The 15,264-nt window shown below is 61.7% G+C and carries 14 protein-coding genes; 6 read left to right on the plus strand and 8 right to left on the minus strand.

What is annotated here, in order from left to right:
- Position 1: 1 nt before the first annotated feature.
- Genes FHX03_RS24305 through FHX03_RS24315 form a run of 3 tightly spaced genes read right to left on the minus strand, consistent with a single transcriptional unit; the run spans position 2 to position 3,573 of the window.
- A complete protein-coding gene (locus FHX03_RS24305) occupies positions 2 to 1,162 on the minus strand; it encodes an acyl-CoA dehydrogenase family protein (RefSeq protein ID WP_097626186.1) in 1,161 nt (386 codons plus the stop codon).
- Between the two features lie 10 nt (positions 1,163 to 1,172).
- The gene (locus FHX03_RS24310) at positions 1,173 to 2,663 is read right to left on the minus strand and encodes a carnitine 3-dehydrogenase (RefSeq protein WP_183780112.1); all 1,491 of its coding nucleotides are present in this window, start codon (positions 2,661 to 2,663) and stop codon (positions 1,173 to 1,175) included.
- A gap of 7 nt (positions 2,664 to 2,670) precedes the next feature.
- The gene (locus FHX03_RS24315) at positions 2,671 to 3,573 is read right to left on the minus strand and encodes a 3-keto-5-aminohexanoate cleavage protein (protein WP_131711204.1); all 903 of its coding nucleotides are present in this window, start codon (positions 3,571 to 3,573) and stop codon (positions 2,671 to 2,673) included.
- 106 nt (positions 3,574 to 3,679) lie between these two features.
- On the opposite strand from FHX03_RS24315, the gene FHX03_RS24320 reads away from it, so the two are divergent.
- Entirely contained in the window at positions 3,680 to 4,672 is a 993-nt protein-coding gene (locus tag FHX03_RS24320; RefSeq protein WP_375166343.1) for a GlxA family transcriptional regulator, read from the plus strand.
- Here FHX03_RS24320 and FHX03_RS24325 read toward each other — a convergent pair.
- The gene (locus FHX03_RS24325) at positions 4,647 to 5,522 is read right to left on the minus strand and encodes a LysR substrate-binding domain-containing protein (protein WP_041672096.1); all 876 of its coding nucleotides are present in this window, start codon (positions 5,520 to 5,522) and stop codon (positions 4,647 to 4,649) included. The two genes, FHX03_RS24320 and FHX03_RS24325, sit on opposite strands and share 26 nt — an antisense overlap.
- 112 nt (positions 5,523 to 5,634) lie before the next feature.
- On the opposite strand from FHX03_RS24325, the gene FHX03_RS24330 reads away from it, so the two are divergent.
- Complete coding sequence (locus FHX03_RS24330; RefSeq protein ID WP_183780117.1) at positions 5,635 to 6,540, plus strand: DMT family transporter; 906 nt, start codon at positions 5,635 to 5,637, stop codon at positions 6,538 to 6,540.
- 165 nt (positions 6,541 to 6,705) lie between these two features.
- On the opposite strand, the gene FHX03_RS24335 is transcribed toward FHX03_RS24330, so the two are convergent.
- The gene (locus tag FHX03_RS24335; RefSeq protein ID WP_097626191.1) at positions 6,706 to 7,140 is read right to left on the minus strand and encodes a hypothetical protein; all 435 of its coding nucleotides are present in this window, start codon (positions 7,138 to 7,140) and stop codon (positions 6,706 to 6,708) included.
- A 229-nt stretch (positions 7,141 to 7,369) separates the two neighbouring features.
- Complete coding sequence (locus FHX03_RS24340; protein WP_131711207.1) at positions 7,370 to 7,651, minus strand: hypothetical protein; 282 nt, start codon at positions 7,649 to 7,651, stop codon at positions 7,370 to 7,372.
- A gap of 160 nt (positions 7,652 to 7,811) precedes the next feature.
- On the opposite strand from FHX03_RS24340, the gene fdhA reads away from it, so the two are divergent.
- The gene (gene fdhA / locus FHX03_RS24345) at positions 7,812 to 9,002 is read left to right on the plus strand and encodes a formaldehyde dehydrogenase, glutathione-independent (protein WP_097626332.1); all 1,191 of its coding nucleotides are present in this window, start codon (positions 7,812 to 7,814) and stop codon (positions 9,000 to 9,002) included.
- Positions 9,003 to 9,085: 83 nt separating this feature from the next.
- On the opposite strand, the gene FHX03_RS24350 is transcribed toward fdhA, so the two are convergent.
- Positions 9,086 to 9,892 carry a transporter substrate-binding domain-containing protein gene (locus FHX03_RS24350; protein ID WP_183855826.1) on the minus strand — a complete coding sequence of 269 codons (807 nt, stop codon included), beginning with the start codon at positions 9,890 to 9,892 and terminating at the stop codon, positions 9,086 to 9,088.
- Positions 9,893 to 9,995: 103 nt separating this feature from the next.
- Here FHX03_RS24350 and FHX03_RS24355 point away from each other — a divergent pair, with 103 nt between their 5' ends.
- Both FHX03_RS24355 and FHX03_RS24360 read left to right on the plus strand, forming a co-directional pair.
- Entirely contained in the window at positions 9,996 to 12,383 is a 2,388-nt protein-coding gene (locus FHX03_RS24355) for a putative bifunctional diguanylate cyclase/phosphodiesterase (protein WP_183855942.1), read from the plus strand.
- Between the two features lie 75 nt (positions 12,384 to 12,458).
- Entirely contained in the window at positions 12,459 to 13,043 is a 585-nt protein-coding gene (locus FHX03_RS24360) for a cysteine hydrolase family protein (RefSeq protein ID WP_183855828.1), read from the plus strand.
- An 11-nt stretch (positions 13,044 to 13,054) separates the two neighbouring features.
- Here FHX03_RS24360 and FHX03_RS24365 read toward each other — a convergent pair whose 3' ends face one another.
- Positions 13,055 to 14,080: a GlxA family transcriptional regulator gene (locus tag FHX03_RS24365; RefSeq protein WP_183855830.1), complete on the minus strand. Its 1,026-nt coding sequence runs from the start codon at positions 14,078 to 14,080 to the stop codon at positions 13,055 to 13,057.
- A 159-nt stretch (positions 14,081 to 14,239) separates the two neighbouring features.
- Here FHX03_RS24365 and FHX03_RS24370 point away from each other — a divergent pair, with 159 nt between their 5' ends.
- Entirely contained in the window at positions 14,240 to 15,235 is a 996-nt protein-coding gene (locus FHX03_RS24370) for a glycine betaine ABC transporter substrate-binding protein (protein ID WP_183855832.1), read from the plus strand.
- The last annotated feature ends 29 nt before the right edge of the window (positions 15,236 to 15,264 follow it).

Raw genomic sequence — 15,264 nt, forward strand, 5'->3', positions numbered from 1 at the left:
CTCAAGCTCCCAAAGGCCGAAGCAGGTCGCGGCTGATGATATGACGCTGAATTTCGGAGGTGCCGTCCCAGATGCGCTCGACGCGGGCATCGCGCCAGAAGCGGGCGAGCGGCAGGTCGTCCATCAGGCCCATGCCGCCGAAGATCTGGATCGCCTCATCCGTCACGCGGGCGAGCATTTCGGAGGCATAGAGCTTGGCAGAAGCGATCTGCCGGTCTGCCGGAAGGCCGGCATCGAGCCGCCAGGCGGCTGAAAGCGTCAACCACTCGGCCGCGTCGATCTCGGTGATCATGTCGGCAAGCTTGAACGAGACGCCCTGATTGGCGCCGATCGGCTTGCCGAACTGCTTGCGCTCGGCGGCGTAGGGCAGGGCCATCTCGAAGACGCGCCGCGCCCGGCCGACGCAGGTGGCGGCCACCGTTAACCGCGTGCCGTAAAGCCATTGATTGGCGATATCGAAACCGCGATGCACCTCGCCCAGCACCTGGGCTTCCGGTATGCGGCAATCTTCGAAGCTGAGCGTCGAGTTATGGTAACCGCGATGCGAAACGGAATCGTAGCCCTTGCGGATCTCGAAACCCGGCGTGCCACGATCGACGAGGAAGGCGGTGATCTTCTTCTTGATGCCCTTCGGCGTCTCCTCCTCACCCGTCGCGGCAAAGACGATGACGAAATCGGCGACATCGGCATGCGAGATGAAGTGCTTTGTGCCGTTCAGCACGAAGTCTCCGCCATCGCGGCGGGCGGCGCATTTCATGCCGCGCATGTCCGAACCGGCATCCGGTTCGGTGATGGCGAGCGCGTCGATCTTGTCGCCGCGCACCGCCGGCAGGAGGTAACGCTCGCGCTGCTCACCCTCGCAGGCCATCAGGATGCCGGAGGGCCGGCCGAAGAAAACCGTCAGCCCGAGCGAACCGCGCCCGAGCTCCCGTTCGACCAGCGTGAAGGTGACATGGTCGAGCCCGGCACCGCCGATCTCCTCGGGGAAATTGCAGGCATAGAAGCCGAGATCGATGCATTTGCGCTGGATTTCGCGGCCAAGCTCCGGCGGGACGATGCCGGTCCGCTCGACCTCGTTCTCATGCGGATAGATCTCGGTTTCGACAAAGGCGCGAACCGTCTCGACGATCATTTCCTGTTCCTGGCTGAGACCGAAATCCATGCCCTGTCTCCTACCGTTTCTGGCCGACGTACCGGCCGGCGCCTTCGGGCAGCGCCAACGCCGCTTGGGCGCTGGCGATCGCCTTGACCTTGTCGAGCACCGCGGCCGGCGCCGGCGCGGCCTTGCCGACCTTGCTGTCGACATGCAGCAGCATGTGCTCGGCGGTTGCGAGGGGCTCGCCCGTCGCCGTGTCGGAGAGGGTATGGAAGAGATGCAGCCGCTTTTCGTCGACCGACAGGATCCGGCAGGTCGAGTGGATCGCCTGGCCGAGCTTCGCCTCGCCGAGATGGCGGATGTGGCTTTCCACCGTATAATAGCTCTGCCCCGCCTCGACATAGGCGAGATCGACGCCGATCAAGCGCAGCAAAGCATCTGATGTATCGCCGAAAATCTGCAGGTAGCGGTGCTCGGTCATATGGCCGTTATAGTCGACCCAAGCCGGGCTGACCTTCGTCTCGACGAGCCTCAGCGGCTTCGACGGGTCGAATGACTTCGTCGCGCCGCCGCCCGCTGCCCAGAGCGATTGCTCGAAATCCTTCAGCAGCTTGCCGGCGCCCCAACCCTTGCCGCCGTCGCCGCCCTTCAGCGCCTGCAGGATGCCGACGAGGTTTTCGTCGCGGATGCGTTCGAGCGCACGGATCGACAGGCCGTCCGCCTGCTCGTCGGACTGTCTGCCGATCTTTTCGATCAGGGCGTCGTCGAGATCGACGACATCGGTGAGTTTGGTCCAGGGCCACGCAAGGCAGGGGCCGAACTGGGCGAGGAAATGACGCATCCCGGCCTCGCCGCCGGCGATGCGGTAGGTCTGGAACAGGCCCATCTGCGCCCAGCGCAGGCCGAAGGAGTAGCGGATGACATCATCGAGCGTCTCGACGGTGCAGATATCATCATGGATGAGCCACAGGGCCTCGCGCCAGAGCGCTTCGAGCAGTCGGTCGCCGACGAAGGCTTCGATCTCCTTGGCGATGTGGACACCCTTCATGCCGATCAGCGGCAGTCTTTCCATCGCCGCCTGGATGGTCGCCGGCGAGGTCTTTGCCCCGCCGACGATTTCGACCAGCGGCAGCAGATAGACGGGATTATAAGGGTGGGCGACGAAGAGGCGTTCGGGATGCGTCATGTCGCGCTGCAGATCGGTCGGCAGCAGCCCCGACGTAGAGGAGCCGATCAGCGCTTCCGGGCGGGCCGCGGCGTCGATCTCGGTCAGCACGCGGCGCTTGAGGTCGAGCCTTTCCGGTACGCTTTCCTGGATCCAGTCGGCGTCAGTGACGGCTTTAGCGAGCGTCGGGCAGAAGCGCAGCCTGCCTCGCGGCGGCAGCGGTGCGCCTGTCAGCATGGCATAGGCTTTTTCGGCGTTGGCGATCACCTCGCCAACGATGCGGCTTGCTTCCGGATGAGGGTCGAACACATCGACGTCGATGCCGGCCAGCAGGAAACGGGCGATCCATCCGCCACCGATAACGCCGCCGCCGATACAGGCCGCCTTGCTGATCTTAGTCATGATATCCTCAGCGTTTCGTCAGCTTCAGCTTCTTGCGCACATCTTCCGGTCCGATGATGCGCGCTCCCATGCCCTCGACCACCTGCACGGCCTTTTCGACGAGCTGCGCATTGGTGGCGAGCTGGCCTTTGCCGACGAAGAGGTTATCCTCCAGGCCGACGCGCACATTGCCGCCGGCCAGCACCGCCGCGGCCGGATAGGCCATGGCGTTGCGGCCGATCGAAAAGGCCGAGAAGGTCCAGCTCTGAGGCAGGTTGTTGACCATCGCCATGAACGTGTTGAGGTCGTCGGGCGCACCCCATGGAATGCCCATGCAGAGCTGGATCAGCACCGGGTCTTCGATCAGGCCTTCCTCGGCAAGCTGCCTGGCGAACCAGAGATGGCCGGTGTCGAAGGCCTCGATCTCCGGTCGCACGCCGAGATCCGTCATCTTCCTCGCCATGGCCCGCAGCATGGCCGGCGTATTGGTCATGACATAATCGCCGAGGTTGAAGTTCATCGTGCCGCAGTCGAGCGTGCAGATCTCGGGCAGGCATTCGGCGACATGGCTGACGCGCTCGCTGGCGCCCGCCATGTCAGTGCCTCTCGGATTGAGGGGAAGGGGGCTTTCGACATTGCCGAAGACCAGATCACCGCCCATGCCGGCGGTTAGATTGAGGACCACATCGATATCGGCCGAGCGGATGCGGTCGGTGACTTCCCTGTAGAGATCGTTGCGGCGGCTGGCGGCCCCCGTTTCCGGATCGCGGACATGGCAGTGAACAACGGCCGCCCCAGCCTTGGCGGCGTCGATCGCGGAGTCCGCGATCTGCTTGGGAGTAATGGGAACATGGCTGGATTTGGAAACCGTATCGCCGGCGCCGGTGACGGCGCAGGTGATGAAGACATCGCGGTTCATCGCAAGAGGCATGATTTTTGTTCTCCCCGTGTTGTCAGGCATTACGCGGCAGGATCGGCGGAGATGCTTTGCATTCTCGGAAGCTATCGATACATTATCGGAACTAGAGGAGATGACCTTGCTGCAGCGATCAACGGAACCGCTCGATATCGACCTTCTCGTCCTACCGGAGACGAACCTGATCCTGATCGCGTCGGTCATCGAGCCGCTGCGCGGCGCCAACCGCATCGCCGGCAGCGAACTCTATCGCTGGCGGCTCTTGACGCCGGACGGAGCGCCGGTCCCGACCACCAGCGCGATCGCCATCCCGGCTGAGGGCACCTTCCAGGCGACGACCGAGGAGACGCCGCTTTTCGTGCTGGCCAGCTACAACTGGCGCCGCAGCGCGACGCCGGCGCTGAAGATGCAGCTGTCGCAGGCGGCCCGACACCGCACGATCATTGCCGGCATCGAGTCCGGCACATGGCTGCTGGCGGAAGCAAGTCTGCTCGACGGGCTGCCGGCGACCGTCCACTGGGAGGATTACGAGGATTTTGCGCTGGCCTATCCTGAGGTCAGGGCCGTCAAAGACCGTTTCGTCATCGACGGCAAGCGGTTGACGACATCGGGTTCGCTGCCGACCGTCGACCTGATGCTTGAGGTGATCCGGCAGCGGCAGGGTTATTCGCTGGCGCTCGAGGTCAGCCGGCTGTTCCGTTACGAGCAGCCCTCCTTTCATATCGATGAACCGCTGTCGGCGGCCTCGGCGGGACTGCGCATGCATGATCCCCGCGTGACGCAGGCGGTACGACTGATGGAGGAGCATATCGAGCAGCCGCTGATTTTGGCGCGGCTCGCCCGCAGGGTGGGCGTCAGCGCCCGGCATCTGCAGGATCTTTTCCAACAGAGTATCGGCGCGCCGCCGCATGTGCATTATCTGGCGCTGCGGCTGAATGCGGCGCGCCGCAAGGTGATCGAAACAACAGCCTCCTTCGCCGACATCGCGGCGGCGACCGGCTTCAATTCAGCCTCGGCCTTTGCAAGAAGCTACCGGGCGAGTTTTTCCGAGAGCCCGTCCGAAACCCGTCGCCGCCTGCGCCGCCGCATCACGCCATCGCCGGCGCCGCCATAGGCTGGAAGGCTTCGCGCACCATTTCGGCGAGTTCCCGGACGGCCTCGCTGGAACGGAACGTGCTGCGGCGAAGCACGACCTTCGAGGAATCGACCGGCGGAAAACCGTCTTCGGCGGTCAGTTCCCGGCAGCCGGGCGGGATGCTGCTGCGGGAAAGCGTGGTGACGGCAAGGCCTGCGGTCACCGCGTTCTTCAGTCCCGAGCCGGTATCGGCGATGAAGGCGATACGGTAGCTGCGGCCGATCTGTTCCAGCGAGCGGAGCGCAAAATCGCGTGACCAGGTGGAATTGCGATAGGTCGCGACGGGCAGTGGATCGATGTCATGCAGCCGGTGGACCATCGATGTGACCCAGACTGTGGGATCAATGCAGAGGACCTCGCCCTTGTTCTGGTCGCTCCAGTCGAAAACGACGGCGAGATCGAGTTCGTCCCGTTCCAGCGCGGCGAGGTTTCGGACCGTGTAGTCGCAGGACACCGTGACCTCGACCGCCGGATGGCGCACGGCGAAAGCCGCAAGGGCTGCCGGCAGCACCGTCTGGCTGTATTCCTCGGGAATTCCGATCCGCACTGGCCCGTCGAGCGGCTTGCTGCGGATCGTCGCGGCGGCCTCGTTGAGGAGGTCGATCACCCTGCGGGCATAAGGCACCAGCTGGATGCCCTGGCGGGTGAGCAGTACACCGCGGGCGCCACGCTCGAAGAGGATCTCGCCGATCGCCGCCTCGAGCCTCTTAATCTGGGTGCTGACGGCCGACTGCGTCCGCCCGATGCGTTGGGCAGCTGCAGAGAAATTCGACGTCTCGGCAACGACCAGGAAGGTCCTCAAGAGGTCGCTCTCGATAGGTTCATGCATGACAGAGCCATAGAAAAAATCGATAAGAGCTATCTCTACTATTCGTTTGTCTTATGTCAATTACCGGCGCAGAAATGAGCGGCGTTCGACTTCCTTCTTTGAGACCATTTGCGTGACCATTGAAAATCCGACCACGCGCCTCGCAGGCAGCGAGCACGAGAAGGGTGTGCTTCTCATCGTTGCCGCGACGCTCGCCTGGAGTGCGAGCGGCGTTTACTCGCGGCTGCTCACGACCGACGTATGGACGGCGATCGCCTGGCGGTCGTTGTTCGGAGGCCTGTTCCTGCTGATCCCCTGCCTTTTCCTCGAAGGGGGCATCTCGCGGCGGCAATGGCGTTCCGTCTTCCATCCCTCCGGTCTTGCGATGATCGCATGCCAGACCTTCAGTCAGGGATGTTTCATCGGGGCGCTCTACATGACCACCGTCGCCAATGTGACGATGATCTATGCGACGACGCCCTTCATTGCGGCTCTGTTCGGCTGGCTCATCCTCGGAGAGAGGGTCGCCAGGCGGACGCTGATCGCCGGCGCCGTGTCCCTCTTCGGCGTCGGCGTCATCGTCGCCTCGTCGATCGGCGGCGGCACTGGTTGGGGCGACCTCTTAGCGCTCGGCATGACCGCGTCCTTCGCGCTCGTCATCATCATTCCGCGCATCAATCCCGGCGTGCCGAGCCTGCCGCCGACCGTCGTCAGCGCTTTCCTGACCCTCGTCATCTTCGCGCCGTTCGGTTCGGTCGGCTCGCTCGACCTGCACAACTGGATCGTCCTTGCCGCCTTCGGCGCCACCAATTTCTCGCTAGCGCTGGTGCTCTTCCTCGCCGGCGCAAAACGGATGCCGCCGGCAGAAGCCGCGCTGATCGGCACGATGGAAATCGTGCTGACGCCCTTCTGGGTCTGGCTGCTGTTTTCGGAACAGCCGCCGGTCGCCACCTATTTCGGCGGCGCAATCATCCTCGGCGCCGTGTTCTGGCACACGGCAATCGACTTCAACCGCAGCCAGCAGTCACGCGACCGCTAAGCATGTCGCGCAAAAGTGTGCAGCGGTTTTCCCAGGCAAAGCGCGAAGCGCTTTTGCCGTAACGACATGCGTAAAAACAAAGATCTAAAGCGCAAGGAGCGAATCTGAAAGATCGCGACGCGCTTTAGAGCCGGCTTTGCAGCGTCATGGGGTCTTTAGCCTCAATTAGCCGAAGAACGCACGAAGCTGAGCGAAAAATCCGCTTGGTTGAGGATCTGCCATCTTACGCACGCGGCGAGCGACTGTTGCCGCGCTGACGCGTTCACCAAAATGACAGAAGCAGACAAGCTCGTGCAGTTCCCCGTCGCTGAGTTCGAAGAACCGTTTGGCTTCTCCGTAACTATCATTTTCCATTCCTGCCGCCCGCAGAATGGGATCAGCGAATGCAACCGAGATCGGCGTGTCGTCATCCCGCATGGCTATGCGATCTGCGATCGGCTGATATTCCGTTTCGTGAAGCGTCTTAAGAAACGGTCTGGGGCTGCGTTCGAGACTTTCGGCCCACCGTTCAATCCGTTCGCGCCGCGTCAAGTCAAGGCGCTTGCAGGTCGTGCTGACCTTCGCAATCGTTTTCAACTGCTCCAGTGCATACTGTTCCATTTCGGCCTCCTATCTCCGAGAAAAATAGATGGTCCGCTCCCAAAAATAGCGTGGCTCAGGTCGCAGCCGATGTCCAATCACGATTGGCAACGGCATCTGCCGCTGGTCGGACAGAGGCGATCACAGCGCGACAACCGGCAGAGAAACCTTGCATTGCTCAGGCCATTTGATCGGAGATCTGCAATTCAAATCTTCTGAACCGATCCGGAAAACCGCCCTATTCCGGGGATCAACTCATAGCTTCCGGCGGCATGCTATCGGAGTTTTCCGACTGTCGTCTTTGAGTTGCGCCCATGTCGTTTTTTCGGGCGCTGTTTTCCGCCGGGCATGGTTTGCTTGTGATGTTCAAGGCGCTCGTCACTGGCGACAGAACCGTTGGAAGGCCGACCGAAGATTCCAAGATGAATCGAAAGGAGGTTCTGGAGTCCGAAACCAGCTCTTTGCGCAGCAAATCGGCGGATTGCGGCGGTGATGACGAGCGGAAACGACAGGCCAGACCTATCGTCTTCACTCTTCCCCTCCATCCAATCTGTCCCCGCCTATTTGCGAAATTCGTATATCGCCCGATGCGGCGTTGTGAATACCGGGCTGCAGAGGAGGCAGGCCGGAGGAAAAATTGCCATCGATTGCATCGGTTGCAGATCGAGGCATTCAACGAATGGGAGGAATCCATGAGCAAGAATAGAGGCGTCGTTTATCTCCGGCCGGGCAAGGTCGAAGTTCGCGACATCGACGACCCGAAGCTGGAAGCGCCCGACGGCCGCCGCATCGAGCACGGCGTCATCCTGAAGGTGATCTCCACCAATATCTGCGGCTCCGACCAGCACATGGTCCGCGGCCGCACGACGGCGATGCCGGGCCTGGTCCTCGGTCATGAAATCACCGGCGAGATCATCGAGAAAGGCGTCGACGTCGAGATGCTCGACATCGGCGATATCGTCTCGGTGCCATTCAATGTCGCCTGCGGCCGTTGCCGCTGCTGCAAGTCCCAGGATACCGGCGTCTGCCTGACGGTCAATCCGGCCCGCGCCGGCGGCGCTTATGGTTATGTCGACATGGGCGGCTGGATCGGTGGACAGGCGCGCTACGTCACCATTCCCTATGCCGATTTCAACCTGCTCAAAATCCCTGATCGGGACAAGGCGATGGCGAAGATCCGCGATCTCACCATGCTCTCCGATATTCTGCCAACCGGCTTCCATGGCGCTGTGCGCGCAGGCGTCGGGGTCGGATCGACCGTCTACGTCGCAGGCGCCGGCCCTGTCGGCCTTGCGGCTGCCGCTTCGGCGCGCATCCTCGGCGCCGCCGTCGTCATGGTCGGTGATTTCAATAAGGATCGCCTGGCGCATGCGGCAAGGGTCGGTTTCGAACCGATCGATCTCTCCAAGAGCGACCGCCTCGGCGACATGATCGCCCAGGTCGTCGGTAGCAATGAAGTGGACAGCGCCATCGACGCGGTCGGCTTCGAAGCGCGCGGCCATTCGGGCGGCGAACAGCCGGCGATCGTGCTCAATCAGATGATGGAGATCACCCGCGCCGCAGGTTCGATCGGTATTCCCGGCCTCTACGTCACGGAGGATCCTGGTGCCGTCGACAATGCCGCCAAGCACGGCAATCTGTCGCTCCGCTTCGGCCTCGGCTGGGCCAAGGCGCAGTCTTTCCACACCGGCCAGACGCCGGTGCTCAAGTACAATCGGCAGCTCATGCAGGCGATCCTGCACGACCGGCTGCCGATTGCCGATATCGTCAACGCCAAGGTCATTCCGCTCGACGAGGCCGCCGCCGGATATGAGAGCTTCGACCACGGAGCGGCGACGAAATTCGTCCTCGATCCGCATGGGGACGTCGCGAAAGCCGCTTAGCGGTTACGATTGAACACTCGACGCGATGGGATGGCCGGCCGCAAGCCGGCCATCCTGCATTCATCAGGAATTTGCCGGCGGAATTACTGGATGCTGAACGGGAAATATTTTGCGTTGATCATGTCGTAGGTCCCATCCGCCTTGATGCTCTTCAACGCTTCGTTCAAGCGTGTAAGACGCTCCTTGTCATCCAGGCGCAGCGCGATGCCGGCACCTTCGCCGAAGTATGTGACGTCGACCAGATCCGGTCCTTTGAACTCGCAGCAGGTTCCCGCCTTGGTGTTGGCGATCCAGTCGTAGATGGCGAGTTTGTCCTCCAGGATGATATCGACGCTGCCATCCGACAACCCCTTGTACAATTCAGGCGAAGACCGGAAGATCTTCTTTTTCATCTCCGGATAGAGATGGTTGGCGTAGGATTCCTGCGCCGTCGACGACGTCACTCCGAGAATCTTGCCGCTGAGGCCAGTGGGGCTGACATCGCTGATCGGCGAATCCTTCCGAGCGATGAACACGGAGGGACTGTTGTAGTATTTTTCCGTGAAGGCAACCTTTTGACGCCGCTCGAGACTCATCGACATGGACGAGATGATTGCGTCGTATTTATCGGCAACGAGGTTGGGGATTATGTCGTCCCATTTCTCGATGATGAACTGGCATTCGAACTTGCCGACCTCGCAAAGCGCATTGGCAATATCGATGTCGAAGCCCTGAAGCTTGTTGTTTGCATCGAGATAATTGAAGGGCGGAAATGCGCCTTCGACGGCAATTCGCATCGGCATACGATCTTGCGCGGCAGCCTGGATTGGCGCGGCCGCGGCCAACAACATACCGAAGCCCCCCGCCATCAGCGCTGCGCGCAACATCATCTGAAGGGATATGCGCAGCATCGTCGTGTGCTCCTTGGGGCTATTCGATCTCGCCCATAGTGCGCCCCAGCTTTTAATTCTACGTGAACGCTTCTTTGCTAGCGTCGACGCATGCGCCCATATCGTGGTGTTCAGGGGTCTAGGCTTGCACATCGTTGTTCCTTCCAGCTCCAATACGTTTCAGCAATCCTGGATCGCCTCGGGAAGGATTCTCTTTCTGATCGCCGTCAGCGGGCTGGGAGCGATTGGGCTCGTCGTGCTTTCGGCGCTCTGGGCAGGAACCGAGAGCGACGCCGCCGCCCTTGATCGCCAGCGCCAGCTCGTGAATGCGCGCCTGCGAGAGCAGGTCGATCAGGTCGCACATGTTATCGGCCAGTTCGGCAACGGCTACCTCACACGCGTTTATCCTGCCGCCCGGTCAAACGGAGGCTCCTCCAGCCTCGACGCCGTCCTGACGGCGGCGGCCGGCAGTGCGATCAGCCAGACCGCAATGTCCGCCTTCGGTTACGACCAGGCTTTCGTCGTCGACGAGAAGGCCCAACTACTCATGCTGTCGGACGCCCAGACGGAAAAGCGTTACCGCTGGATGAAGCCCCTCTTTGCGCCTCTCCTTCAGGATGCCCGCCTGGGGGTGAGACAAGGGACGGCGTCGAAACGAACGCCGTCCTCGATGGAAAGCCGCGTTGCGAGTGCCGCCCGCCCCAACCGTGCATTGGCCAATCTGATGCGGTTGGAAGGCCGCCCGACGATCGTCGGGGTCGTCGCCATCAACGACGCCGATCAGGGACGGCAGCAGCCGATACGGCAATTCCTGGTCGTCGTTCGGTTTATCGATGGCGCGGCGCTCGATGAATTAAGCCGGCAACAGGGGCTCAACGGGGCGCGCTTTGCGCGTACCGCCGATGCCGACGAGCACGAGGTTGCGTTTCAGATCGACGCGACGGCAAACGGCGAACCGATCGGCTTCATCGTCTGGCGGCCCGATCTTCCGGGATCGAGAGTGATCGGCCGTTTGATGCCGGCGCTTTCGATTGCAGCCTTGGTGATCGCGGTCCTGTTCTCGTTTCTGCTGGTGCGCCTGCGAAGCAGTCTCGGCGAGTTGAAGAAGAGCGAGCTGCATGCGCGGCAGCTTGCCTTGCATGATGTGCTGACCGATCTTCCCAACCGCGCCTTGTTCGCGATGCGGTTCGACGAGTGCCTGGCCGAGACGCGCAATTCGTCCGAGCGCTCGGCCGTTGCGCTTCTCGACCTCGACCGCTTTAAAGCCGTGAACGACACGTTCGGCCATGCGGCCGGCGATGAACTCATCAGGATGGCTGCGGAGCGGATCCGCGCCATACTGCGTCCAGCCGACACGCTTGCCCGGCTCGGAGGCGACGAATTTGCCCTGCTTCTCCGGGACATCAAAGATCATGATCAGGTTTTGCCGGCAATCTGCGAAGCCATCGTTGCCGAACTTGGCAAGCCCTTTCCGCTTTTGCACGGCGAGGCAGTCGCCCGCGTCGGCGGCTCGATCGGCGTGACCGTCGTGCCGGATGCCGGCCGAAATGCCGACGACATCATGCGCTATGCCGACGTCGCGCTTTACGAGGCAAAGATGGGCGGCAGAGGTCAATGGCGCCTCTATTCGCCCTCCATGGACGGCGGCAGGAACGCGCGCGACATTCTCAAAAACGAATTGCGCGAAGTTCTCGCCAAAGGCACGGCTTCATCCGCCGGCTCACCTTCGGATCCTATTACAACCAGGCCGGACTTCGGATCGCTCGAGGTCTATTACCAAACGGTGCACCGCGCCGAGGGCGGATACGCAGCGTCGGGCGCGGAGGCGCTGGTGCGCTGGCGTCACAGCCAGCGTGGTCTGCTGACGCCCGCCAGCTTCATCCCTGTCGCCGAGGAGGGCGGCCTCATCGACGCTCTCGGTTTCTGGGTGCTGCGCGAAGCCTGCCGAGCCGCCTGCAAATGGCCCGACGATACGTTTGTTGCCGTCAACGTGTCTCCCGCCCAGTTGAGACGGCCGAATTTTGCCGAGGAAGTCTTCGCCGTGCTTGAAGAGAGCGGACTGCCGCCATCGCGGCTCGAGCTCGAGCTTACCGAGTCCTCGCTCATCGAGGACAACTCGGACGTCTATTCTGTGCTGAAGTCGCTGCGCAGCCGAGGTGTTCAGATTTCGCTCGACGATTTCGGAACCGGCTTTTCATGCCTCAGCCATCTGATGCGCTTCGACATCGACCGCATCAAGATCGATCGATCGTTCGTCTCGCTGCTCGGCACAAAAGCCAACGGCGCAGCGATCATCGGCGCCATCGTCGCGCTCAGCCGCAACCTCGGTATTTCGACGACGGCGGAAGGGGTTGAAACCGAATATCAACGCGACTTCCTGGCCGCCCTTGGCTGCACCGACCTCCAAGGCTATTTCTTCTCCAAACCGGTTCCTCTCCGCGAACTCGGTTGTTTCCGCGAAGCTGAGAGCGCCGCCGGATTACTGACAACCGCTTCAGGCGCCGTCGCCTGAAGGCTTCCGATCTTCCACAGGTCACGGGAACTTTCGCCGCGGGCGGCGGTTGACGCCCGGAGAACGGAGGATGGGATGGGCGAGATAAGCGAGTGGCGGCACCTTTGCGTCGACATGCAGCGGATGTTTGCCGAAGACACGCCTTGGCATGTTCCCTGGATGGCGCGGGTCTCGCCGCAGATCGAGGAACTCGCTGGGCGGCACCCGTCCCGAACGATCTTTACCCGCTTCCTGCCACCCGATCATGCCGACGAGATGCCGGGGAAATGGCGGGATTATTACCGGAAATGGTGGATGATGACCGGCGAGCATCTTCCGCGCGACCTCGTCGATTTGGCCTCATCGCTGACATCACTGGTTCCGCCGGCAAGGCACTTCGACAAACGCACCTATTCCCCCTGGATCGACGGCCGCCTCCATCCGATCCTTCAGTCGGAACGGGTCGATACGCTTGTGATAACAGGCGGTGAAACCGATGTCTGCGTGCTTGCCACAACACTCGGCGCCATCGATTTCGGCTATCGGGTGATCGTGCTGAAAGACGCCGTCTGCAGCGGCGCCGACGATACGCACGACGCCTCGCTGGAACTCCTGCACGACCGCTTTTCCGTGCAGCTCGAACTGATGGAGACCGAGGAATTTTTGCGAGGCGTTGGCTGAAGCAGTTCCCGTCAGCGCACGCCCAGTTCGCGATGCGACCGTCGGAGTTTTGCGGGCGTGACGTGATAGGTGCGCCTGAACCAGTTCACCAGATGGGCGCAATCGGTAAAGCCGCATTCATAGGCGATCTGGGCGATAGACCGATCGCTGTTAAGTACCATCCACTTCGCGGCTTTCAGGCGGATCTGGCGCCAATATTCGCCGGGAGCGACCTGCAGATGTTTTTGGAAAAGCCGGGAAAGCTCCCGTTCCGATGTACCGACGCTCGCCGCGATGTCGGCGAGCGAACAGAGCTCGTACATCTTCTGCCGCATCAGCCCGATCGCATTCACGACGCGGCGATCCCCGCACTTCATGCCGAGATCGGGCTCTTCGATCGCGCCTTGCCTGTCGAAACCGTGATCGCCGAGAAGGTAGTGAAACGCCTTGTGCGCACGGGATTCCCCGCAGGCATTCGAGACCAGATACATTGCAAGCTTTATCGACGCCAACCCGCCGGGACAGGTTATGACGTCTCCGTCGACCACGACCGGCCGGTCGGTGATCGGAGTGATATCCGGAAAAGTCTGGCGCAGCAGCCCCGCCAGCGTGAAATGGACGGCGCATTTCTTTCCGGCAAGCAGGCCCGCCTCGGCCAGCACGAAACTTCCTGAACAATTGCCGGCCACCGGCACGCCGTTGCAAACGGCGGCAGTAACGAAGTCATAGAGTTCCGGCGGGATCCTGTGGTCGGCATGGAGTATGCCTCCATGCACGACGATGAAGTCGTAATCACTGGGATTCCCGTATGTCCTGCCGGGTGTCAATTCCAGGCCGCAGCTCGACCGTATCGGATCGAGACTGTGCGACAGCAGATCCCAGTCACAATAGATGCGCCGGCTGAAATCACCTTCGTCGCCTGCAAGCCGGAGAAAATCCGTGAAGCAGGCAAGCGGCATCAGCGTGAAGTTCGGTGTCGCGACGATCCCCACCCTGAGCGGAGAGGTGATCTCGGGTGGCGGCTTGCTCGGCCCCAGCTGGGAGTAGTCGCGCTGCAAACGATGGTCCTCCGGGCCATGGAAATTGTCCTAAACGTACAATACCGCGGCAACCAAGACAAATACCATCGATTTGCGTTGGGAGGCGCGGTCCGAGGCTCGGAAAACCGGCATTCCCTCCCGCCAAGCAGACATGCCAAAGCGCAAAAGGGGAACATAATGAAGAATCTTCTCGCAATTTCGACGGTCGCTTTGATCGCCGGCATCGCATCCAACGCCAGCGCCGCTTGCGGTACCGTCACCGTCGCCAACATGAACTGGCAAAGCGGCGAACTTCTCGCCCATGTCGACAAATTCATCCTCGAGCACGGTTTCGGCTGTCAGGTGGAGTTCGTGCCCGGCGACACCGTGCCGACGATCACCTCGATGGTGGAAAAAGGGCAGCCCGACATTGCCGGCGAGGCCTGGGTCGATCTCGTTCCGGAAATCGTCAGACGCGGCGTCGACGAGCACAGAATTGTAAATATCGGACCAGCCTTGACCGATGGCGGCATTCAGGGTTGGTATATACCGAAATTCATCGTCGACGCTCATCCCGAGATCAAGACCGTCGATGATGCCTTCGCGCATCCGGAGCTTTTCCCCGCGCCCGAGAATACCGCGAAAGGAGCGGTCTTCAACGGTCCGACCGGATCGGGCGGCTCGGTCGTCACTGCCCAGCTTTTCAAGGCGTATGGCGGCGAGGCCAAGGGCTTCGACCTCGTCGACCCCGGAACCCAGGCCGGCCTCGACGGCGCCATGGCGCGGGCCTATGAGCACAAAGAGGGATGGATGGGCTATTACTGGTCGCCGACCGCCCTTCTTGGGAAATATTCCATGGTGCGTCTCGAAGCCGGCGTCACCAACGATGCGGCGGAGTGGAAGCGCTGCAACACCGTTTCCGATTGTCCCGATCCGAAAAAGAACGAGTGGCCGAAGGACCATGTGGTGACGCTGGTGTCGCAGAAACTGGCGGAAAGCGGAAATGCCGGCGTGATAGACTATCTGCGCAAGCGCTCATGGGACAATCAGACCGTCAGTTCGGTCATGTCGTGGATGACCGATACCCAGGCCGGCGGTGACGACGGCGCGGTGCACTTTTTCAAGGAGCATCCGGAGGTCTGGAAGTCGTGGCTGAGCGCCGATGTGGCGGAGAAAATCACCGCCGCTTTCTGAACGATAAGCGCGCGGGCCGCCGGGGCCCG

The sequence above is a fragment of the Rhizobium sp. BK456 genome (assembly GCF_014194045.1).
GTDB classification, from domain to species: Bacteria; Pseudomonadota; Alphaproteobacteria; order Rhizobiales; family Rhizobiaceae; genus Rhizobium; species Rhizobium redzepovicii.